The sequence below is a fragment of the Bacteroides sp. AM10-21B genome (assembly GCF_003472565.1).
In the GTDB taxonomy this organism is placed as follows: Bacteria; Bacteroidota; Bacteroidia; order Bacteroidales; family Bacteroidaceae; genus Bacteroides; species Bacteroides propionicigenes.
The window spans coordinates 1-23,930 of the sequence record NZ_QRME01000001.1; the positions used below are offsets into that span (position 1 = coordinate 1).

Annotated in this window: 16 protein-coding genes, 3 tRNA genes and 3 rRNA genes; 12 read left to right on the forward strand and 10 right to left on the reverse strand. The window is 44.1% G+C overall.

The annotated features are described in order from the left end of the window. Window positions 1-46: 46 nt before the first annotated feature. The 6 genes from rrf to DW121_RS00040 all read right to left on the reverse strand — a co-directional run bounded on the left by rrf (window position 47) and on the right by DW121_RS00040 (window position 6,456). A 5S ribosomal RNA gene (gene rrf / locus DW121_RS00005) occupies window positions 47-157 on the reverse strand. A gap of 65 nt (window positions 158-222) precedes the next feature. Next, window positions 223-3,105: ribosomal RNA gene (locus DW121_RS00010) — 23S ribosomal RNA — on the reverse strand. Between the two features lie 122 nt (window positions 3,106-3,227). Next, window positions 3,228-3,301, reverse strand: a tRNA-Ala gene (locus tag DW121_RS00015). A gap of 11 nt (window positions 3,302-3,312) precedes the next feature. Next, a tRNA-Ile gene (locus tag DW121_RS00020) sits at window positions 3,313-3,386 on the reverse strand. Between the two features lie 135 nt (window positions 3,387-3,521). Next, a 16S ribosomal RNA gene (locus DW121_RS00025) occupies window positions 3,522-5,048 on the reverse strand. Together the 16S, 23S and 5S rRNA genes with 2 tRNA genes alongside form the textbook arrangement of a ribosomal RNA operon. A gap of 799 nt (window positions 5,049-5,847) precedes the next feature. Then, window positions 5,848-6,456: an HU family DNA-binding protein gene (locus DW121_RS00040; RefSeq protein ID WP_117712863.1), complete on the reverse strand. Its 609-nt coding sequence runs from the start codon at window positions 6,454-6,456 to the stop codon at window positions 5,848-5,850. A gap of 388 nt (window positions 6,457-6,844) precedes the next feature. Here DW121_RS00040 and sppA point away from each other — a divergent pair, with 388 nt between their 5' ends. The 7 genes from sppA to DW121_RS00080 all read left to right on the forward strand — a co-directional run bounded on the left by sppA (window position 6,845) and on the right by DW121_RS00080 (window position 13,703). Next, window positions 6,845-8,611, forward strand: coding sequence for a signal peptide peptidase SppA (gene sppA, locus DW121_RS00045; protein ID WP_118322578.1), 1,767 nt, complete (start codon window positions 6,845-6,847; stop codon window positions 8,609-8,611). Between the two features lie 6 nt (window positions 8,612-8,617). Next, window positions 8,618-9,721, forward strand: a complete 1,104-nt coding sequence (gene lpxK / locus DW121_RS00050; RefSeq protein ID WP_118322581.1) for a tetraacyldisaccharide 4'-kinase — start codon at window positions 8,618-8,620, stop codon at window positions 9,719-9,721. Next, on the forward strand, window positions 9,678-10,487 hold the full coding sequence (locus DW121_RS00055; protein WP_118322916.1) for a purine-nucleoside phosphorylase: 810 nt from the start codon (window positions 9,678-9,680) through the stop codon (window positions 10,485-10,487). The genes lpxK and DW121_RS00055 overlap by 44 nt, the downstream gene beginning before the upstream one ends. 74 nt (window positions 10,488-10,561) lie before the next feature. Next, window positions 10,562-11,620, forward strand: a complete 1,059-nt coding sequence (thiL, locus tag DW121_RS00060; protein ID WP_118322584.1) for a thiamine-phosphate kinase — start codon at window positions 10,562-10,564, stop codon at window positions 11,618-11,620. Between the two features lie 152 nt (window positions 11,621-11,772). Further along, window positions 11,773-11,845: transfer RNA gene (locus DW121_RS00065), tRNA-Phe, on the forward strand. 245 nt (window positions 11,846-12,090) lie between these two features. Then, complete coding sequence (locus DW121_RS00075; RefSeq protein ID WP_118322590.1) at window positions 12,091-13,326, forward strand: site-specific integrase; 1,236 nt, start codon at window positions 12,091-12,093, stop codon at window positions 13,324-13,326. A 2-nt stretch (window positions 13,327-13,328) separates the two neighbouring features. Continuing rightward, complete coding sequence (locus tag DW121_RS00080; RefSeq protein ID WP_118322593.1) at window positions 13,329-13,703, forward strand: hypothetical protein; 375 nt, start codon at window positions 13,329-13,331, stop codon at window positions 13,701-13,703. Window positions 13,704-13,759: 56 nt separating this feature from the next. Here the strand turns inward: DW121_RS00080 and DW121_RS15510 are convergent, their stop codons facing one another. The 4 genes from DW121_RS15510 to DW121_RS00095 form a co-directional block, all read right to left on the reverse strand. Continuing rightward, entirely contained in the window at window positions 13,760-13,960 is a 201-nt protein-coding gene (locus tag DW121_RS15510) for a hypothetical protein (RefSeq protein WP_147399656.1), read from the reverse strand. Between the two features lie 100 nt (window positions 13,961-14,060). Next, entirely contained in the window at window positions 14,061-14,366 is a 306-nt protein-coding gene (locus DW121_RS00085; protein WP_118322596.1) for a helix-turn-helix domain-containing protein, read from the reverse strand. A 36-nt stretch (window positions 14,367-14,402) separates the two neighbouring features. Next, window positions 14,403-14,714, reverse strand: coding sequence for a helix-turn-helix domain-containing protein (locus DW121_RS00090; protein ID WP_118322917.1), 312 nt, complete (start codon window positions 14,712-14,714; stop codon window positions 14,403-14,405). A 493-nt stretch (window positions 14,715-15,207) separates the two neighbouring features. Continuing rightward, the gene (locus tag DW121_RS00095) at window positions 15,208-15,492 is read right to left on the reverse strand and encodes a Fic family protein (RefSeq protein WP_410492035.1); all 285 of its coding nucleotides are present in this window, start codon (window positions 15,490-15,492) and stop codon (window positions 15,208-15,210) included. 283 nt (window positions 15,493-15,775) lie between these two features. Here DW121_RS00095 and DW121_RS00100 point away from each other — a divergent pair, with 283 nt between their 5' ends. Genes DW121_RS00100 through DW121_RS00120 form a run of 5 tightly spaced genes read left to right on the forward strand, consistent with a single transcriptional unit; the run spans window position 15,776 to window position 23,901 of the window. Further along, entirely contained in the window at window positions 15,776-16,102 is a 327-nt protein-coding gene (locus DW121_RS00100) for a helix-turn-helix domain-containing protein (protein ID WP_002562180.1), read from the forward strand. Next, a complete protein-coding gene (locus tag DW121_RS00105) occupies window positions 16,089-19,091 on the forward strand; it encodes an Eco57I restriction-modification methylase domain-containing protein (RefSeq protein ID WP_118322600.1) in 3,003 nt (1,000 codons plus the stop codon). Before DW121_RS00100 ends, DW121_RS00105 begins: the two co-directional genes overlap by 14 nt. Continuing rightward, a complete protein-coding gene (locus DW121_RS00110) occupies window positions 19,084-20,886 on the forward strand; it encodes an Eco57I restriction-modification methylase domain-containing protein (protein ID WP_118322603.1) in 1,803 nt (600 codons plus the stop codon). The genes DW121_RS00105 and DW121_RS00110 overlap by 8 nt, the downstream gene beginning before the upstream one ends. Window positions 20,887-20,920: 34 nt before the next feature. Next, complete coding sequence (locus DW121_RS00115; protein WP_118322605.1) at window positions 20,921-22,891, forward strand: ATP-binding protein; 1,971 nt, start codon at window positions 20,921-20,923, stop codon at window positions 22,889-22,891. 11 nt (window positions 22,892-22,902) lie between these two features. Next, entirely contained in the window at window positions 22,903-23,901 is a 999-nt protein-coding gene (locus DW121_RS00120) for a virulence RhuM family protein (protein WP_118322607.1), read from the forward strand. Window positions 23,902-23,930 lie beyond the last annotated feature (29 nt).

Here is a 23,930-nt window from a genome sequence, read left to right on the forward strand (position 1 = left end):
AAAACGAATAAAGCCCCCGTATCATCCGATACGGAGGCTTCTTCTAAAACGGCGACTACCTACTCTCCCACTGTTACGCAGTACCATCGGCGTGACCGGGCTTAACTTCTCTGTTCGGAATGGGAAGAGGTGGAACCCCGGTGCTATAGTCACCTGAATAAGGCAGACATGATGTAAAAAAAGAAAAGGAACTGAATGTATATATCCCCCATACAGGGGCAAGACTGAAAGTGAACGGGCAATTAGTAATGCTCGGCTATGACATCGCTGCCTTTACACCTGCATCCTATCAACGTCATCGTCTTTGACGACCCTGAGAAATCTAATCTTGTGGCTGGCTTCGTACTTAGATGCTTTCAGCACTTATCCAATCCCGACTTAGATACCCGGCAATGCACCTGGCGGCACAACCGGTAAACCAGAGGTCAGTCCAACACGGTCCTCTCGTACTAGTGTCAGAGCCACGCAAATTTCATACGCCCACGATAGATAGAGACCGAACTGTCTCACGACGTTCTGAACCCAGCTCGCGTGCCACTTTAATGGGCGAACAGCCCAACCCTTGGGACCTTCTCCAGCCCCAGGATGTGACGAGCCGACATCGAGGTGCCAAACCCCTCCGTCGATATGAGCTCTTGGGAGGGATCAGCCTGTTATCCCCGGAGTACCTTTTATCCTTTGAGCGATGTCCTTTCCATACAGAAACACCGGATCACTATGCTCTAGTTTCCTACCTGATCGACTTGTAAGTCTCCCAGTCAAGCGCCCTTATGCCATTACACTCTACCGACGGTTACCAATCGTCGTGAGGGCACCTTTAGAAGCCTCCGTTACGCTTTTGGAGGCGACCACCCCAGTCAAACTACCCACCAAACAGTGTCCCCGCATCAGCGGGTTAGAACTCAAATAATCAAAGGGCCGTATTTCAACAGCGGCTCCACAAATACTGGCGTACCTGCTTCGAAGCCTCCGGCCTATCCTACACATCAATTACCCAAATTCAATGTTAAGCTATAGTAAAGGTTCACGGGGTCTTTTCGTCCCATCGCGGGTAATCGGCATCTTCACCGATACTACAATTTCACTGAGCTCACGGTTGAGACAGCGTCCAGATCATTACACCATTCGTGCAGGTCGGAACTTACCCGACAAGGAATTTCGCTACCTTAGGACCGTTATAGTTACGGCCGCCGTTTACTGGGGCTTCAATTCAATGCTTCTCTTGCGATGACATCTCCTCTTAACCTTCCAGCACCGGGCAGGTGTCAGGCTGTATACTTCATGTTTCCATTTCGCACAGCCCTGTGTTTTTGTTAAACAGTTGCCTGGACCTATTCTCTGCGCCTCGCCGTTAAACGAGGACCCTTTATCCCGAAGTTACAGGGTCAATTTGCCTAGTTCCTTAACCGTGAATCACTCAAGCGCCTTAGTATATTCAACCCGACTACGTGTGTCCGTTTACGGTACGGGTACCTGAAGGATTAAGTTTAGCGGATTTTCTCGGGAGTATGCTTACATGCACTATCGGATTGTTCTGAAGAACGCTCCGTACTGTCAGGTTCGACTCTGTCTGCGGATTTGCCTGCAAACATCAACATCTACACCCTTTAACCATCTATTCCGTCAGATGGCGGCATTGTCACTGCTCCGTCTCCACGTCACTCCTAAAGGTAGTACCGGAATATTAACCGGTTCTGCCATCGGCCTCGCCGTTCGGCTGAGCCTTAGGACCCGACTAACCCTGATCCGATTAGCGTTGATCAGGAAACCTTAGTCTTTCGGCGAGGGGGTTTCCCACCCCCTTTATCGTTACTTATACCTACATTTGCTTTTCCACACGCTCCAGCAAGGCTCACGCCTCACCTTCAACGCCGAGTGGAATGCTCCCCTACCGATGTTTACACATCCCAAAGCTTCGGTAGAATACTTAATGCCCGATTATTATCCACGCCAAACTCCTCGACTAGTGAGCTGTTACGCACTCTTTAAATGAATGGCTGCTTCCAAGCCAACATCCTAGCTGTCTTAGCAATCTGACTTCGTTAGTTCAACTTAGTATTCATTTCGGGACCTTAGCTGTTGGTCCGGATTGTTCTCCTTTAGGACATGGACCTTAGCACCCATGCCCTCACTCCTGACATAGAACTGACACGCATTCGGAGTTTGTCAAGACTTGATAGGCGGTGAAGCCCTCGCATCTTATCAGTCGCTCTACCTCATGTCAGTATAAGTCAAGGCTGCACCTAAATGCATTTCGGGGAGTACGAGCTATCTCCAAGTTTGATTAGCCTTTCACCCCCACCCTCAAGTCATCCAGAAGCTTTTCAACGCTTATTGGTTCGGTCCTCCAGATGGTGTTACCCATCCTTCAACCTGCTCAAGGGTAGATCACTTGGTTTCGCGTCTACTCCTTCCGACTATACGCCCTGTTCAGACTCGCTTTCGCTTCGGATCCGAATCTGAGATTCTTAACCTTGCCGGAAAAAGTAACTCGTAGGTTCATTATGCAAAAGGCACGCCGTCACCCCAAAAAGGGGCTCCGACCGCTTGTAGGCGCATGGTTTCAGGAACTATTTCACTCTTCTGTTCGAAGTGCTTTTCACCTTTCCTTCACAGTACTGGTTCACTATCGGTCTCTCGGGAGTATTTAGCCTTACCGGATGGTCCCGGCAGATTCACGCAGAATTCCTCGTGCTCCGCGCTACTCAGGATACCACTAGGCTTCGGTTGGCTTCGCATACGCAGCTATCATGCTCTATGGCTGTACTTTCCAGAACATTCTGCTCACCAACTTTCTTGCCACAACGTGGTCCTACAACCCCAACTATGCCGTAACATAGGTGGTTTGGGCTAATCCCCGTTCGCTCGCCACTACTAGGGGAATCATTATTTATTTTCTTTTCCTGCAGGTACTAAGATGTTTCAGTTCCCTGCGTTAGCCTCCAACTTGGTTGGATGATTGGTCTTCAACCAATCGGGTTGTCCCATTCGGAAATCTCCGGATCAAAGGTCATTTGCACCTACCCGAAGCTTATCGCAGCTTATCACGTCCTTCATCGCCTCCGAGAGCCAAGGCATCCGCCATGCGCCCTTGCTTACTTTTAGTCTTACCGACAACGTATGGTCGATATATACTTTCAGCTTTAACTTTACTTTTTTTCAGTTACATCATGTCAAAGATCGTTTTCAATTGGCAATTGGGAATATACAATTGGCAATTAATAGAGTGGAGAATAACGGATTCGAACCGTTGACCCCCTGCGTGCAAAGCAGGTGCTCTAGCCAGCTGAGCTAATCCCCCCTCGTTCGGAGTAGTCCCAGGCAGAGTTGAACTGCCGACCTCTACATTATCAGTGTAGCGCTCTAACCAACTGAGCTATAGGACTGTCAGTCAAACCCTCGCCTTGCGGCTCGGCTTCTTCTTTCTCTTTATATATACAAACAAGTACTCGCAGTACAAGAGGTTCCGATGGAAGTAATTTCTAAAAGAACCAACTTTTTTTTCCGTAGCGTCGCTCCAGAAAGGAGGTGTTCCAGCCGCACCTTCCGGTACGGCTACCTTGTTACGACTTAGCCCCAATCACCAGTTTTACCCTAGGACGCTCCTTGCGGTTACGTACTTCAGGTACCCCCGGCTTTCATGGCTTGACGGGCGGTGTGTACAAGGCCCGGGAACGTATTCACCGCGCCGTGGCTGATGCGCGATTACTAGCGAATCCAGCTTCATGGAGTCGGGTTGCAGACTCCAATCCGAACTGAGAGAGGTTTTTGGGATTAGCATCACATCGCTGTGTAGCTGCCTTCTGTACCCCCCATTGTAACACGTGTGTAGCCCCGGACGTAAGGGCCGTGCTGATTTGACGTCATCCCCACCTTCCTCACATCTTACGACGGCAGTCTCCATAGAGTCCCCAGCATCACCTGATGGTAACTATAGATAAGGGTTGCGCTCGTTATGGCACTTAAGCCGACACCTCACGGCACGAGCTGACGACAACCATGCAGCACCTTCACAGCGGCCCGAAGGCTGGGATGTTTCCACCACATTCCGCTGCAATTCAAGCCCGGGTAAGGTTCCTCGCGTATCATCGAATTAAACCACATGTTCCTCCGCTTGTGCGGGCCCCCGTCAATTCCTTTGAGTTTCACCGTTGCCGGCGTACTCCCCAGGTGGAATACTTAATGCTTTCGCTTGGCCGCTGACATTGTATCGCCAACAGCGAGTATTCATCGTTTACTGTGTGGACTACCAGGGTATCTAATCCTGTTTGATACCCACACTTTCGAGCATCAGCGTCAGTTACACTCCAGTGAGCTGCCTTCGCAATCGGAGTTCTTCGTGATATCTAAGCATTTCACCGCTACACCACGAATTCCGCCCACCTATGCTGCACTCAAGGATACCAGTATCAACTGCAATTTTACGGTTGAGCCGCAAACTTTCACAACTGACTTAATACCCCGCCTACGCTCCCTTTAAACCCAATAAATCCGGATAACGCTCGGATCCTCCGTATTACCGCGGCTGCTGGCACGGAGTTAGCCGATCCTTATTCATACGGTACATGCAAAAAGCCACACGTGGCAAACTTTATTCCCGTATAAAAGAAGTTTACAACCCATAGGGCAGTCATCCTTCACGCTACTTGGCTGGTTCAGACTCTCGTCCATTGACCAATATTCCTCACTGCTGCCTCCCGTAGGAGTTTGGACCGTGTCTCAGTTCCAATGTGGGGGACCTTCCTCTCAGAACCCCTATCCATCGTGGGTTTGGTGGGCCGTTACCCCGCCAACTGCCTAATGGAACGCATCCCCATCGATAACCGGAATCCTTTAATAGTAACCCCATGCGGGGAAACTATGCTATCGGGTATTAATCTTTCTTTCGAAAGGCTATCCCCGAGTTATCGGCAGGTTGGATACGTGTTACTCACCCGTGCGCCGGTCGCCATCGATTGAAGCAAGCTTCAATCATGCTGCCCCTCGACTTGCATGTGTTAAGCCTGTAGCTAGCGTTCATCCTGAGCCAGGATCAAACTCTTCATTGTAAAAGTATTGTTAATCATTCCCGAAGGAATGGTTCTTGCTCTGTTCAGGACGCTCGAATTTAAAAAAGGTTTCAATTACCTGTCTTCATAACCATCTATTGACAATTACAAACAGGTATTGACGGTTCTTTTTATTTTACCCAAGTCTTTCTTGTCGCCAAGAAGACTTGCTCTTGTACTACTTGTATTGTTTATGTAAATCTCTTCAAAGATCGCTTCTTTTTCGGTTGCTCTTCTTTTTCAAAAGCGGATGCAAAGGTAAAGACTTTTAAGTATATCTTCCAAATATTTCCGGAAGTTTTTTTTCTTTTTCTTTTTCTCGTCGTCTCTCTTGCGAAAGGGAGAACAAAGAAAAAGGAATGCCGTTACCGCCCGCTTTGTAAAAAGTGTTTCAATCAACGCTTGCTTTCTTTTTTGAAAGCGGGTGCAAAGGTAAGAACTTTATTTCATATCTTCCAAATAAATCGGAAGTTTTTTTCATTTTTCTTTTCAAAGGAGGAAGTTTCGAAAGAAACAGCCTCAAAGGAAAAGAAAAAAGTAAGGGTTCTTACTCCGTTTCTGTCAGAATGTCAATCTATCGCCGCTCTCGTTCTCGAAAGCGGATGCAAAAGTAGGGGATTTAAAGATATGAGCCAAATATATCTGTCTCTTTTTACAATAAAAAATGAAACTTTTTCGTAACTCGCTGATTGATAAATGTGTTGTAAAGCATATTTTTTTAACGCTGACGGCAACCGAAGAAAGGGCGGCACATTATAATATATGCGGGCGCGTACACATACGCGTACAAACACTAAAATTACGCCTTCACATAGACCACAGACCTGCCGGCGCCACGCATACGTATAACACCGAAACGGACGAACGCTTGCAAATCGGATATTGCACGTCGGTTGGCTACACGGACAAGACGGGCATACTCGGCACGAGTGATGCAGATATTGATATCCAAAAAATCCAGCAGACATTGTTTCCGAGTATCCATATCTCCCACCGCTTTCGGTTTTTCCGAGAAAAAACGTTTATCGGCACGTTCAAGTTTCATCTTGTTGGCTACATAACGTTTGAACTCAACGCTGGGACGAAACTTCACCGTAGACATCTTGATTGACTCAGCACGAATATCTTTCTTCGTCATGGCAGACCGAGTACATTTCAGCGAAGTGCTAAAGAAGCCAAGCCCTTCTATTTCTACCGTATAACCATTGGCCAACTTATCGCCAAGCGCAGTGGAGACGGCCTGCATAATACCCACAATCATGGCATGGGGCATATGTTCCTCACGAAAGACTTGGTCTATGAAGTCCTTACCGGAAATAGTTCCTTTGGAACAGACGCGCGCATGAAGCGGTTTCGGTTCTTCACCCTCCGGGACCGGCGTCTCATAAAAATCATAGTAAACACTCATAAGATTCTATATTTTAGTGATTTATCGAGAACCGGGAAAGACTAACCGCGAATATCGGGAAGACAAACTCTGAAATCGACAGAAATAAAAGACAAAGGTACTAATAATTATCCGTACCACAGCTGTGTTACTTAATTACTTCACCTGTGTTCTTTTCATACAACAGTTGTTGTATGAAAAGAACACAGGTGAAGTAAAATCAGCTTTCTGCATAATGACAATGACTGAACAATACATATAAATAAAGGATAAACATGGCGGTATAAATAAAATTTTAAAACCTTCGTGTGACAAAACCGAAAAACCTTGCGACAGATAGGGAAAATATCAACCTAATTATTTATCTTTGTTAGCTTGAAAAGTTAGCATACAAAAAAGCAATAAGACAATGAAAGATTTCTTGAAATTTACGCTCGCCACCGTAACAGGTATTATCGTATCGAGTGTCGTTTTGTTTTTCATCAGCATTCTCGTAGTTTTCAGTATGGTATCATCTTCGGAATCGGAAACGTTAGTACGTAAAAATTCCGTCATGATGCTGGATTTGAACGGCGCACTGACCGAACGCAGTCAAGAAAACCCGCTGGACTTCCTTATGAAGAATGATTACAAAACCTACGGACTGGACGATATCCTCTCCTCTATCAAAAAAGCAAAGGAGAACGAAGACATAAAAGGCATTTACCTCCAAGCAACCTCACTGAGTGCAGGATTCGCTTCGTTGGAAGAAATCCGCAATGCACTGAAAGATTTCAAGGAATCGGGCAAATTCATCGTGGCTTACGGCGACGCCTATACACAGAGCCTTTATTACCTGTCCAGCGTGGCAGACAAAGTGATGCTGAACCCGAAAGGTATGCTTGAATGGAGAGGACTGGCAGCCACCCCGATGTTTGTCAAGGATTTATTGGAGAAAATAGGCGTGGAGATGCAAGTATTCAAAGTGGGTACATACAAATCCGCAGTAGAACCGTATATCTCTACTGAAATGAGCCCCGCCAACCGCGAGCAAATAAATGCATACCTGTCTTCCATCTGGGGAGAGATTACGGGAGCCGTTGCCGAATCGCGCAACTTGTCCGTAGAGACACTGAACAAGGAAGCCGACCGTATGCTGATGTTCTATCCTGCAGAGGAGAGCGTGAAAAGCGGGTTGGTGGACACCTTAATATATAAGAATGATGTACGTGATTATCTGAAAAGCCGGTTGGGCATTGACAAAGACGACAAGATGCCGGTACTGGGTATTCAAGATATGATAAACGTGAAGAAGAATGTACCCAAAGACAAGAGCGGAAACATAATTGCCGTATATTATGCCTATGGTGAGATTGACGGCGGTTCATCCGCCTCTACCGAAGAGGGCATCAACTCCGAAAAGGTCATCAGAGACTTGCGCAAACTGAAAGATGACGAAAATGTAAAAGCCGTAGTACTGCGTGTGAACTCTCCGGGCGGAAGCGCTTACGGTTCAGAGCAGATATGGTATGCCGTAGAGCAACTGAAAAAAGAGAAGCCGGTAATCGCATCTATGGGCGATTATGCTGCATCAGGCGGTTATTACATTTCCTGCAACGCCGACACCATCGTTGCCGAACCTACCACGCTAACCGGTTCTATCGGCATCTTCGGCATGATGCCCAATGCCAAAGGTCTGACCGGAAAACTCGGTGTGAACTTCGACGTAGTAAAGACAAACCCCTATGCCGACTTCGGCAACCTGACCCGCCCGATGAACGACGGCGAAAAGGGATTGATGCAAATGTACGTAAACAACGGTTATGAACTCTTCCTGACCCGCTGTTCCGACGGACGCGGCATCAGCATGGAAGAGCTGGACAAGATAGCGCAAGGCCGTGTATGGACCGGCAGCACCGCTAAGGAACTGGGACTGGTGGACGAACTGGGCGGTTTGGACAAGGCGCTGGAAATAGCCATCGCCCAATCGGGTGTGGACGCTTACACCATAATGAACTATCCGAAAAAAGAGGGTTTCTTGGAGAACCTGATGAATACAAATCCGGGAAATTACATCAAAGCACGTATGCTGAACGGCAAAATGGGCGATGTGTACCGCCAGTTCAGCATCATTGAGAATTTCGACAAGATAGACCGTATACAGGCACGTGTACCGTTTGAACTGAACATACAATAACTTTAGATGAGAGATGCATCCGTAAAAATACATCATTGGCTATATCCCCTGTCCTGGCTTTACGGGACAGGGGTGTGCTTGCGAAACAAACTCTTTGACTGGGGCTGGCTCCGGTCAAGGAGTTTTGACGTTCCTGTGATATGCGTCGGCAACCTTGCCGTAGGCGGAACGGGCAAGACGCCGCATACGGAGTATCTGATAAAGCTATTACAGAATGAGGGCATAAATGTAGCTACACTGAGCCGCGGCTACAAACGAAAAAGCAAAGGCTACGTACTGGCAACCGCCGAGAGCAGTGTGCGGAAAATCGGTGACGAACCGTATCAGATAAAGAGCAAGTTTCCCAACATACGGGTAGCGGTAGACGAAGACCGCTGTCACGGCATTGAACAGCTACTGAAATTGGAAAATCCCCCTGTGAACGCCATACTGCTGGATGATGCTTTCCAGCATCGCCACGTAAAGGCGGGAATGAATATTCTGCTGACCGACTACCACCGTCTGCTGTGCGATGACGTATTGCTTCCTGCAGGCAGGCTTCGCGAGCCTGCAAGCGGTAAGAACCGCGCACAAATAGTTATCGTCACAAAATGCCCTGACGACATCAAGCCGATAGACTTCAACATCATCACCAAACGGCTGCACCTGTATCCGTATCAGCAATTGTATTTCTCCAGATTCCGCTACGGCTCACTGATGCCGTTGTTCCCCGAGAAGGCGAAAGAAAGATTTTCGTGCACAGGAGACGAGCAGGTACTGCTTGTAACAGGTATCGCCTCCCCTGCCCCACTGGCGGAGGAGGTGAAATCATATACCCCCAACGTCAACCTATTGGAGTTCGGCGACCATCATGATTTCAGCACGAAAGACTTACAACTGATAAAAGAACGGTTTGTACAGTTGGAGGGAAGTAAGAGACTGATTATCACGACAGAGAAGGATGCTACACGATTAAAGGAGCATCCCGCCCTGAACGAGGAGCTGAAACCGTATATTTATGTGCTCCCCATTGAGATTGAGTTTTTGCAAAATCAACAATATATATTTAACCAAAACATTATTGGCTATGTTAGAACGTATTCAAGAAACTGCAACTTATCTGAAAGGTAAGATGCACACGCAGCCTGAGACAGCAATTATCCTCGGAACCGGACTTGGCAGCCTTGCAAGCGAGATTACCGAGAAGTATGAAATAAAATATGAGGATATTCCCAACTTCCCCGTTTCGACGGTAGAGGGACATAGCGGCAAACTGATTTTCGGCAAGCTGGGTGATAAAGATATTTTGGCCATGCAGGGGCGTTTCCATTTCTACGAGGGATATTCCATGAAGGAAGTAACTTTCCCCGTACGTGTGATGCGCGAATTGGGTATCAAAACCTTGTTCGTTTCTAACGCCAGCGGTGGCACGAATCCTGATTTTGAAATCGGCGACTTGATGATTATCACCGATCACATTAACTTCTTCCCCGAACATCCGTTGCACGGCAGGAACATTCCATACGGCCCGCGCTTTCCGGATATGAGCGAAGCATACGACAAAGAACTTATCCGCAAGGCGGATGCCATCGCTGCTGAAAAAGATATCAAGGTGCAGCACGGCGTGTACATCGGCACGCAAGGCCCTACGTTTGAAACTCCGGCGGAATACAAGATGTTCCGTATTCTGGGTGCGGATGCAGTGGGTATGTCTACTGTTCCCGAAGTAATCGTAGCGAACCATTGCGGCATCAAAGTATTCGGCGTATCGGTAATCACGGACTTGGGCGTGGAAGGCAAGATTGTAGAAGTCTCTCACGAAGAGGTGCAGAAAGCCGCAGATGCCGCACAGCCGAAAATGACGGAGATTATGAGGGAATTGATTAACAGAGCGTAAATAAACAGTTGAAAGTTGCTATGCAGTGTAAAGCACGTAATAGCTATTAACTTTCAACTATCAACTAATAAAGAATGGGAACAGAAATAGCAACTCTCGGTGAGTTCGGTCTCATCCGCCATCTGACCGAGGGTATTGAATTAAAGAACAAATCAAGTCAATACGGTATCGGCGACGATGCTGCTGTCCTCTCCTACCCGGCGGACAAAGAGGTGCTGGTCACCACCGATTTATTGTTGGAGGGTGTACATTTCGATTTAACGTATGTACCTTTAAAACATTTGGGATATAAATCTGCCATCGTAAACTTTTCCGATATATATGCCATGAATGGTACACCTCGGCAAATCACCGTTTCGTTGGGTCTGTCCAAGCGTTTCAGCGTAGAAGATATGGAAGAATTGTATGCCGGAGTCCGTCTCGCCTGTGAGGAATATGGAGTGGATATTGTAGGCGGCGACACGTCTTCTTCCTATACAGGGCTCACTATCAGCATCACTTGCATTGGTGAAGGTGAGAAAGGAAAAATTGTTTACCGCAACGGTGCCAAAGAGACTGACCTTATCTGCGTTTCCGGTGACTTAGGCGCAGCCTATATGGGATTACAATTATTGGAACGGGAAAAAAGTGTCCTCAAAGGCGGTGATAAAGATTTACAACCCGACTTCGCAGGCAAAGAGTATCTGCTGGAACGACAACTGAAGCCGGAAGCCCGTCGTGACATTATTCAAAAGTTGGCAGAAGAGGGTATTCTGCCTACTTCCATGATGGACGTTTCCGACGGCCTGTCATCGGAATTGCTGCATATCTGCACGCAAAGCAAAGTTGGTTGCCGCATTTATGAGGAGCATATCCCTATCGACTACCAAACGGCTGTTATGGCAGAGGAATTCAATATGAATCTGACAACTTGCGCCCTCAACGGTGGCGAAGATTACGAGCTCCTGTTCACCGTCCCCATTGCCGACCACGAAAAAGTATCTGAAATAGAAGGTATCAAGCTGATAGGACATATCACTAAACCGGAATTGGGATGCGCCCTTATCACCCGTGACGGACAGGAATTTGAACTGAAAGCACAAGGATGGAATCCACTCAAAGAGGAAACTGAAAATCCGAGTGAGGAACTGTAAAAGTTAGTGCTTACAAATTTTTTCTGCATTTTTTCTAAAGTAATAAACGCTGATACTTAGCTATATAAGCTTTTATCAGCGTTTTTTATTCCTAAACCGCTTGCATAGTCCAAAACTTTCACTACCTTTGCAACCGCAAAAGAGATAGAAATGGTGCCATAGCTCAGTTGGTAGAGCAAAGGACTGAAAATCCTTGTGTCCCCGGTTCGATTCCTGGTGGCACCACTTAGAAGAAAAGCAATTCACAGCAAACTCCTGATTTCCAAACGAAATCGGGAGTTTTTGTTTTCCGGCGGGACGCAAAAAACGGCAATATATTACCGTTTCTGGTGTTCCAAAAGGTGGAGCAAGAAAGGTGGAGCGCGAATCTCCACCGAACAGGATTATTTCTCTCTGATTTGCAGCATTTTGCGTATCAAGAAAGCGTGTATGGTTTTCTACTTTTGTACCACGAATAAAACTGTAGGAACATGAAACGAGACTCATTCAAAGTGCTTTTCTTCATCAAGAAAGCCAAGTTGCTGAAAAACGGAGAAGCCTCCGTGTGTATGCGCATCACGATAAACGGTGCGCGAGTGGAAACCAACATCCGCAAGAGCATCGACCCTGCTCTGTGGAATCAACCGAAGGAGTGTGCCAAAGGCAAGAGCCGCAAGTCCTGCGACTTGAATGCCTATATTGAAGAGGCCAGAATCAAACTGCATGGCATCTTCAACGAATTGGAAAGCGAAGGCATTCCCATCCATGCACGTCTGTTGCAGGAAAAGTTCTTCGGGCAGGACAAAGAGCCGGAGGTTGTCCGCACTCTCATTCAAACCATCCAAGAACATAACGACCAATGCCGTGAACTTGTAGGTAAGGACTATGCCCTGATTACCGTTCGCCGTTATGAAAGCTGCAAACGCTATCTGGCAGAACTTATTAGACTGAAATATGACAAGGAGGATTTGCCGTTGTCAGAGGTCAATAGTGAATTGGTACGTGCCTTTGAGTTCTACCTCAAAACGGAAAAGTCTTGTCAGCAGAATACGGTTATCCGTTATATGAAGTGTCTGAAGAAGATAACCAACCTCGCCCTTGCCAACGAATGGATAACCAAAGACCCGTTCATCGGCATCAAGTTTCATGAGAAAGAGGTTATCCGTGAGTTCTTGACAATGGATGAACTACTCACTATCTATCACAAGGAATTTCCGTTAGAGCGTATCACCATTGTCCGTGATGTCTTTATCTTTGCAGCGTTCACCGGATTAGCATTCATAGACGTGCAACAACTGGCACCGGAACATATCGTGGAAGATTCTAATGGCAACCTATGGATTCGCAAACCTCGCCAAAAGACGAAGAACATGTGTAACATTCCCTTGCTTGACATTCCGATGAAGATTTTGGAGAAATACAAAAGCCATCCTACTTGTCAAAAGAAAAATGTATTGCTCCCAGTCCCATGCAATCAGAAGATGAACAGCTACCTAAAAGAGATTGCTGATTTGTGCATGATAAACAAGACCTTGACCACACATGTAGCCCGGCATTCGTATGCAACTTCTGTTTGCCTTGCCAATGGTGTGAGTATTGAGAATGTGGCGAAAATGCTCGGTCATTCTAACATCAAAATGACACAGCACTATGCTCGTGTACTTGATTCCTCCATTCTGCGTGATATGAATAATGTTAAGTCCGTGATGTCAAAAGTAATGCAATAGGTATGGAAAGAGGAATAATCACAATCAGTAAAAACGGAGTGGTGGGTGCTCCCTCTGCACCTATATGGATGACCCAATTCGAGATAGCCGACTTTTTCGGAGTATTTTCAAGTGTTGTTCGCAAGGCGATTCAGTCAATCTACAAGAACAAGGAACTGAATGAGGTTGAAACGCAGAAGTATATTGGGCAACCGGACGGCATCAGTTATGATGTTTACAACCTTGAAATGGTTGTCGCCGTTGCGTTCAGGATATGCAGTCGAGAAAGTATCCTGTTCAGAAAGTTTGTAGTAAATGAAATCTGCATCACCAAGAAAGAGGCTTCGATAACATTGTTTCTTCCCTGTGGCAGAGGTAACAACCGATGGTATAGTTGAGGTTCATCCCGTCAGGCACTTGTTCCCGATGCTCGGATGCAAAGGTAGCGCATGGTTCAGATGGTAGCGACAAGGTCAAGCGGCAGAGCCGTTTCGGGCAGAATCTTCCTCCTGCGGAGCGTATTCAGCCCGAAAACCTTGCCTCTGCCAACCATACGCAGAAAGGGCATCCAGCAACGGAAACAAGCGACTGACGGGAAATCAGAAGAACGAGAAAAGGAACAGCTTACAGACGAAGCGGAATCTTGATGCTTCATCCGTAAGCCGTTCCTTTTTCTTTTTGTTGTAAGTCCATTGCTGCCGCAAATTATAGGGCAGACGGCAAACTGCGCTCCTTCAAGAAAATCAGATAGCTAATCAAGTTGCCCTCTGTCGGAAGGCGGAGCGGTAGCCGTCATTCAACATCCGTTCGATGTCCGATTCACGGTAAAGGATTTTGCCGCCCAACTGAATATAGGCTATCCTTCCTTCGTTGCGGTAGTATTGAAGCGTTCTTCGGCTTACCTTCAACCGTGCTGACACTTCCTTGTCAGTAAAGAAACGCTCACCGCCCAATGTCTGACGATAGTTGGCGGTCAGACGCTCGTAGCTGTCCAGCAGTCGGTCAAGACTGCCCATGAAGTGGATTATCCACTCGTTGTCTTTATTGATTAACTCATTCATGTTACTTGGATTTAGTGGGATTACTATAGATGGTGGTTAATTTGTCTTGCCCTTGAACTTCGCCTCCTTACGTCTGTCCTCCACAACGGAAACGATACGTTGCACATCTTCGGGACGGTAAAATATCTTGTGGTTTATCTGCGAGTAGGCAAGCGTACCGTTATCCCGCAGTGTTTGCAATGTGCGGGGACTGATGTTGAGCATCTGGCACACATCTTGATTGTCCATCCACTCACTCATTTTCTTTTCGCCGTGCCGCTGGCAGATGGCTTCCATACGGTGGACGAAGCGGTCGAACTTGGCGACCATCGCCTCAAATGTCTTTCTTTCGATAGATACGATTTCCATATACATCATTCTTTACTGTTATTGTTTCTTTTGCCGCAAAGGAATATATAATCCGTTATCCGACAATGGATTTTCCAAAAGTGGCAGCATATTGCGCTGATGTTGTAGTCATTGTCCTATATCGCATTTGAATGGTTCGACAACTTTGTGTATTAAAATGTATATATCAATCTTATCAGTCATACGTCATATCGATTATACATACGTCTGATAAAGCATATTACTGGTCACATATTATTATGGTCAGTTGTATTAACGTATGACCATACATACGTGTTATTATCTAAACTCAAAGGCGACTTTGTAAGGTGTAGTTCTCTTATGAAAGCTTTTTTATCAATCCGTTTCTTACGGATTCTTGTGTTCACTTGAACACAGCAAGGTATGTTTTGGGCAGCTCAAAATACTTCGAGCAGCTCAAAACGCCTTGCCCTTGCAGGAGGCTGAGTTTTCCTCCGAAGTCGGAAAACTTTTCAAACCTGCGGTGCTGCTTTTACGATTTAGATGAATCGGTATTATTCTTTAACCACTCTTTAGCCGCTTCCGTGAGCCTATATTTTTGCTTTGGGTGCTTTGGCTGTTCTGGATACTGCAGTTCAATTGCACCGTCCTCCAACGCAGGGAGGAAATAATTTTCTCGGAATGATGTACGATGTTTGAATCCCATATTTGACATTATTTCATTCATCGTTAGATAGTCTTCACTCATTGAAAAAATTATTTCTTGAACTTGTGCGGTACTTGTCCTGTTTACTTGTCCTGTTATCCTCTCTGTCAGTTTTAAGAGTGTTTGTCTTGAAGTAAGGTCGCTTGAAGGTGACGGTCACGAAACCGCCATCAGAAGCCCAAGTGGGTGCATCCACTCCTTGTGCCCTGCAAGTATTCTCATATAATCATTATCGCAGATTTTTGAAAATACAGCATAATCATGTAAACCGTTCGTTTTTTATATGTGATAAGAAATAATGGCATTTTGTGTATGTGTGTCTTGACATTTTTTGTCAATTTTATTGTCTGAATGAAATATTAGAAGTAACTTTGCACCATAAAATTATTCTACCATGCTTTTCCAAGATAAACTGAAAGAACTGCGAGAATCACATAATCTGCTGCAACGACAGGTTGCAGCAGGAATAAATATGGATACTGCCGTATATTGCAAGATTGAGAAGGGTGACAGACAAGCACGAGAAGAACAGGTGCGTCAACTGGCTCTTTTCTATGGTATTCCATATGAAGAGTTACGTCGTTACTGGCTTGCGGGGAAAGTCTATAGCCTTGTTGAGGAGGAGAAAGACGCAAACGGCATCCTTTATATGGTAGCAGAAGAAATGGGGGAATATGGCAATCATCCTACAAAAATAGAGAATAAATATGGCAAGGATTGAAGATTTTAAGGCATTCGTAGCAAGCTATAAAGAGGCTTGTGAACGTGGGGAGCTTGAAATGGCTTCGGAAGAAACCACACGTACTTGGATTAACCAAATGCTTGCTGTGTTTGGCTGGGATGTAAGAAATACCAATCAAGTATTGCAAGAAGTTCCACTTGAGATTATGGAGCGAGCGGCATTAAATGATATCGGTTCTACAAATACACGTCCTGACTATACGCTAATGAACGGGCGAGTTCGCTTGTTTTTCCTTGATGCGAAAAAACGAACTGTCAATATAAAAGAAGACAAGAGCGTTGCTTTCCAGATTCGTTCATATGGCTGGTCTATCGGTGCAAGTTATTCAGTGGTGACAAACATGGACGAACTGGCGATTTACGATTGTACGACCATGCCTCGCCACACGGATAATGCCGATTTTGCTCGTTTGGTTTACCTGAAAGCGGAAAACTATACGGATAATTTTGATTGTTTCAATCGCTTTTTGGGGCGTGAGGAAACGATAAACAATAGGCTTCGTATGAGATTTGTCGGTAAGGATTCCATCGACAAAAATTTTTCCAAGGCTTTGAATGGCGTGCGGCTCAAACTTGCACAGGCAATCATTGATGGTAACCACCGCACAATCAGTATTGTCGACATTAACCTTTGGACTCAGATAATTCTGAATCGCATATTGTTCATCCGTGTCTGTGAGGCTCGCGGGTTGGAACATGACGGGCTATTGAGGGATTTTGCCGCAACAGACTTTTGGTTACAGTTCAAAAAATCGTCTTATATCGATTTTTACGAGCATTATGATGGCCCGATGTTTACTCGGATTAGGCAGATTCAAGATTTAATTATTGACAATGCTGTCTTTGATGAGCTGTTGTCTTATTTTTACTATCCATCGCCTTATTGCTTTGATGTGATTCCGTTGAGAAGCATCAGTGACATTTACGACCTTTTTCTTGGTTATCATCTGGAATATGATGGCAATGGAATGCTTAAGAATGTATTGAAGTCGGAGTTCAGAAAAAGTAATGGAGCGGTAACAACTCCCGAGTCTATCGTCCATAACACGATAGATTGCACTATTCCCCCCGAATATCTGCAATCGCTTACCAATAAGCAAGTTCTTGACTTGAAATTCTTAGACCCTGCTTGTGGCAGTGGCGTGTTCCTTGTGAACCTTTACGATTATTTGGCAACGCAGATAGAAAACAACATAGAAGGACGAAAAGATGTTTTACCAAATCAATATCTTTATGAAAAGGACGGAAGGAAATACTTGAATATAGAAGGACGAAAACTGATAGTAAACCAATGTTTATATGGAGTTGACATTAATCAGGAGTGCGTTGAAGTGGCAAAGCTCTCGCTATCACTGAAAATAATTGATGGCTTCGAACCGAGCGATTTCGGCAATGCCGGTCTTTATGGTTCACAGATTCTGCACGGAGTGGGGGTGAACATTAAGTGTGGCAATTCACTCGTTGAGCCTGATATTCTGGAGCGCGTTTCTGATATAGCAGAAAATCTTGAAGAATTAGTAGCAACTAATGTTTTCGACTATCAGGCGGCTTTTAGCAATGTTTTCAATCGCGGTGGTTTTGACTACGTTATCGGCAATCCTCCATACGTTGAAGTAAAAAATTACAATGTCGCTTTGCCTTGTATGTCCGCATACATCAAGCAGCGTTATGCTTCGAGTAGGAATGGGAAAATAGACCTTGCCATTCCATTTATTGAACGTGGAATAGAATTGCTGAATGCTCATGGTAGTCTTGGCTACATTGTACAAAAGCGATTCTTCAAGACAGATTACGGCAATGGTATTCGCAAACTGTTGAGCGAAAGACGTTTGCTCCGCACAGTCTATGACTACGCGGAAACAGATTTGTTTGAGGACAGAATAACCTACATTGCCATTGTTGTGTGCGACAAGTCTGCTACAGACAACGATATGATTAAGTACATTAACAGCACCAATAACGAATGTATTGAAATAGCCAAAGAGACGATTACAGAAACTCCATGGTCGTTTGAAAACTACCAGACCACGGCACTGCGGGTAAGACTCGCAAACGAACTGGGAACGTTAGGAGAGGTCTGCAACATCAAGGTTGGTGTGCAAGTGTTATGGGACGAGGCTTTCCACATAGCAGTTGACCACATTGATGAGAATTATATCTACGGAAGTACAGCACTTTGCGGGAAACTGCAAGTGGAGCGTGGAGCTTGCAGGGTGTTGCTTTGCAACGAACACTTTGTGCCGTTGTCTGTTCGTGAAAACATGACCTGCATATTGTTTCCGTATGATGTGACGGATGGCAATGTCCAGCCTGTCCTGTTCTCTGATTACGAACGCCGCTATCCTTTGGCTGGTCGTTATCTGCGAGAGAACCGCACTCTGATTGAAGAGAATGTGCAAACCGTACCTGACCGTTTCCCGACATTAGACCGCGATGAAAACTGGCATTTGTTCACCCGCGCCAATAACCACAACGCTGTTTACAAGAAGCTTTGCATACCCATGACCACGCAGAACCCACAAGCAGCGGTCGTAATGCAAGAGGATGCTTATTGTGACAATGCCAATATGTTCTTTGTGCAGATACCGGAAGTGACAGACGATAAACTGTACGCAATGGCGGCTGTAATCAACTCTACACCGTTTGCCTATTTTGCCAAGTCAATAGCCAATCCACAGCAAGGAGGTTTCTATAAGTTCAATAAACAGTTCCTCGCTCCAGTTCCATTTCCGCGCATGGAATTTATCATGTTCAGAGAACGAATGCAGCAACTCGCAAGAGTGGCACGACGTATTGAAGAAACTAATACGGCAATCACAACCAACATTTCTTCCGCCTCTCGCCTATATCCGTTATTGAACAACCTTTGGAACGAGGTTGATTGTCTGTGTTGTGAGCTCTACGGATTGAACGATTCTGAGAAAGAAATCATCATGTCAACCCCTCGTACCGACCATCACTATGAATAAAGAACTGCAAAACATAATCTCACGCTATACCGAGCAACAACTTTGCTTGGACAGTATTGTTGTTTCGTCTTTCGTCAAGAATAATGCTTTGATTGTCCGTGGCGGATTGCTTGCCAATTACTATCGCAACGATGTGCCGAGCGTTGGCATCAAGTCGATAGAGGATGTTATCAACGTGTTCGAGTTGGCAATCCCCAAAGAAGAGAAAACAAAAAACGGTGCGGTTTATACTCCGAAATACATTCGCGATTACATTCTGGAGAGAGTTGTAGCCACACATAGAAAACCATTGCAAGACTGTCTTGCAATCGATATTGCTTGCGGTTGCGGCTCATTCCTATTTTCACTTGCCGACTATCTGCACACCCATTGCGAATTGTCATATCGTGAAGCAGTACATCGTCTTTACGGTGTGGACGTAAGTGAATTAAGTGTAACGCGCTGCAAAATTCTTCTTTCGTTGGCTGCGTTGCAGAATGACGAGATACTGACGGATGAGGATTTTTGCATCTGTCAGGGCAATTCACTTGATTTTGATTTTGCGGCAATGCCGGGAGTGGCAGAAAACGGTGGTTTTGACATCGTTGTAGGTAATCCGCCGTATGTCCGTGCAAAGCATATTGACGCAGAGTCAAAGGTGTTGCTTTCTCGTTGGCAAGTGGCTCGGTGTGGAAACGCAGACCTCTATCTGCCGTTTTTCGAGATTGCTTGCAACATTCTTCGAGAGGACGGGGTATTGGGCTACATCACGCTCAATTCGTTCTTCAAAAGTGTGAACGCAAGACTATTGCGTGGTTATTTTCGCAGTACGAACGCAGCTCTTGAAGTCGTTGATTTCGGAGACCAACTCATCTTTGGCAAAACGCTTGCCTATACCTGCATTGTTTTAATTGACAAACTGGGTGAGCCTGGAGTATGCTATACAAAAGGACAGATAAACGTTAATGACTTTGCTGAAACACCGGCACACTTCAACCTCATACCATACAGCGACCTTGATGACCATAAAGGTTGGAATCTTAACAACGCTGAAATCCTGCAAAACATTCGCAGGATAGAGAGTGTGGGGCGTCCGCTCGGCGAATTATTCCAAATAAAGAACGGCATTGCAACCCTCGCCAACAATGTTTATATATTCCGTCCTACGCACGAGGACGAGATGTTTTTCTATCTACAGGTTGGAGATATGGAGTTTCCTATTGAAAGAGGAATTTGCCGAGACATCATAAAACCGAACATTCTGCACACAGAAGAAGAAATACCCGACATCATAGAAAAGGTGATATTTCCATACGATGAGAATAATAAAGTTATAGCCGAAGCAGTATTTATGAGCAAATACCCGGAAGCGTACAAGTATCTGTCACTTAATAAAATAAAATTGTCGCAGCGTGATAAAGGAGAAAAGACCTACGAGGCATGGTATGCTTTCGGACGTTCGCAAGCTACTTGTGATCGTGGCCGTAAGCTATTGTTTCCTTACATGACCGACCATCCGCGTTTTGTCTATACTGATAACGAGAATATGCTCATTTATTGTGGCTATGCCATTTTCAGCGAAAACGAAGAAGAGCTCCTTGTGCTGAAACGCATTCTCGAGTCTTCAATTTTTGACTACTATATGCAACACACCGCCAAACCCTATGCCACAGGATACTATTCCTATGCAAAAAATTATGTAAAAGGGTTTGGAATACCTGTACTGAGCAGCAAACAACGTGTAAGTTTGCTTTCGTTACAAGACTCAAAGGACATAAATACTTATGTTAAAGGGTTATATAGCATAAACTATTAAATTCACAAAATATACTACAATAAGAATATTAGATATGGAACAAAAGTCTAATGTACAATATAGAGCAGAAAAAGAATACAAGAACAGCCGTGAAAAGTTCTTTCTTTTGCTGCGTGAGATTATCTCAAATGCTATACATGCTGTATTAATTAGAAAAACTAAAGAGGAAGATTATATTCCCAAACTGAATTTAAACATAGCATTTGATGATTCTCAATGTAAAATTGAGTTATCAGATAATGGCGAAGGGTTCAACGAAAAGAATCGAAAATACTTTGAAGAGTTAGATCGAAGGAATCCAGAAAAGGAAAAACTTAACTTTCATCCTTTAGGGCAAGGACGTTTAGCGATTATTTTTTTTGCTGATTCTGCTGAATACGAAACTGTGTATAAAGATGAAAATGGTAAATTTAACAAGAGAACTATACCGTACCCAAGTACATCAGAAGGTCTTTTTAGTTTTTCTGAATTTGAGGAAGAAAAATCGGGTAATAGTACCTATACAAAATTGACAATTCTAATTAATAAACAACAAACATTTGGTAGAGCTAAAACTTTCTTTAAAAATTATTCAGATTCTAAATCGTTTAAACAATGGTTTATAGAAACATTTTTCCCTTTCATAATAAACAATGAAACACTTGTTGTAAACATCTCCTTAAATGGAGATGAGGTTACTATTAGGAAAAGTAATATAGTAGCAGAAACGATAAGGAAGCCATTTGAATTAACACTTTCAGATGATAATAGGCATTCTTTTTCATTATGGTTGATTAAGAATGATGGAATAATGCATGGTGACAATCCGATTACATGTTTTGCTAGAAATCTAAGGGCAAACTTATCTATAGGCAAATTGAACTATTCTATAGATAATAGAGAGGGTTATACGTTGTATTTAACATCTGATTTTTTTGATGAGTATGTTGATACAAAAGGGGAAAGAATAGATGTCTCATGCGATGATATTACAAGTATCCAGAATAAGATAAATGAAATTCTGAATGAACAATTCAAAATTGTAATCGCGAACAATCAAAAAGTATCTAAGAAGAATTTAAAAGCATTCCAAAAGAAATATCCTTCACTTGAAGCATTTGTCACCGAGGACAGTATTATTGGAGATAAAAATATTGTAAATGAACGAGAAATTATACAATCGGCGATAGATGAAAAAAGCAGAATTGAAAAAAAGTTTTGGAATCAAATTGATAAATCTCCAATAAACGAAGAAGACGAGCGATTTAGTGATTCGGATGAATGCCATAAACTTTTAAATTCAAGTTTGCACATCTATGTAAAACATCGCGAAAGCGTACTTAAGCGATTACATTCACTAATTCAAAAATTTGATAAAAATGGTGAAAGCAAACCAGAATTAGAAAGTACCGTTCACGAGTTATTTATTAATAGAGGAACAACTTTAAGTGATTCTTCTAACATTAACCATTTGCATAATTTGTGGATTCTTGACGATAAATTTACAACTTTCTCAAATAATTTTAAGGCGAAAAGTACTAAATCAGGACAAGCCTTATCCGATGTGTATATTTGGGCAGATGATCCAGAAAAGACAAAACAAATTTTGATATTTGAATTAAAATCAACTACCAAAGCCCATAACGCCGGCGATAAAGAGGAAGGCATGATAGCGCAAGTAAAAAGATATGCGCAAGATTTTTATAATAATCCCGTAAAGGTTATCAATTGGAAGGTAGAGACAAAGCGAGTACAGTATACAGGTATTATATTGGCAAGAAAGACTGATATAGATAAAGAATTAAGTTCCAACAATGTGAGTCGTGGATATTATCAGATTCCGTTTTTAGAAGATTCTTGGTACGGTGATGATGATTTTTCAATAAATAATAGTCCTAAGAACAAAATACCAATAAGAATTGAATTGTATTCTTTTGAGGACATTTACAATTTAGCTAAAAGTAGAAATGATGTATTCTTTAGATTATTAAAGCGAGAATTTGAGTTCCTTGAAGATGACAACTAAAAGATGTAACTATGACAGTAGAAAACAAAATAATACTCTATCAGGACGATGATGAGATAACTCGTGTGTCTGTGCGTTTTACCGATGAAGATTTGTGGTTGACACAAAATCAGTTGGCGGAGATATATTGTACGACAAAGCAGAATATCAGTCAGCACATAGACAACATCCTAAATGATGGAGAATTAGACCCAAATCGAACTGTAAAGGATTTCTTGACAGTTCGGCAAGAAGGTAAACGCCAAGTGCAACGCAGTGTTCTACACTACAACCTTGACATGGTCATCGCTTTGGGCTATCGTGTCCAGTCTCAGGTGGCGACTCGCTTTCGCCGTTGGGCCACCCAACGGCTTCATGAGTATATTCAGAAAGGATTTGTGATGGATGATGAGCGGTTAAAGCAAGGCGGTAATCGGTATTTCCGTGAGTTGCTGCAACGCATCAGGGATATTCGTAGTAGTGAACGCAACTTCTATCAACAGGTTACGGATATTTATGCAACTGCCACGGACTATGACCCACGCGATGAGATGACAAAGATGTTTTTTGCCACTGTGCAGAACAAATTGCATTATGCCGTTCACGAGAATACGGCAGCGGAAGTTATCTACAATCGCGTGGACAATGAAAAGCCATTTGTGGGCATGACGAACTTCAAGGGTAACTATGTGACCAAGGATGACGTGAAGATTGCCAAGAATTATCTGTCGGAGATTGAACTTCAACGTTTGAACTTGCTTGTCTCCGGCTTCTTGGACTTTGCAGAGTTCCAAGCATTGGAAATGAATCCCATGACCATGAAAGATTGGATAGAGGCACTTGACAATCAGATTATCGCTCACAAACGAAAGGTCTTAATTGGCAAGGGGAACATTTCGCATAAGCAAGCGGTTGAGAAGGCAGAAAAGGAGTTTGAAATCTACCGCAAACGTGAAATGGAACTGCTTGAAAGCGATTTTGATAGGGAAATCAAAAGATTGAAAGATAGTAACGACTATGGCTCAAAATAATATTATTATCTTTGAACCAGAAGTCATTC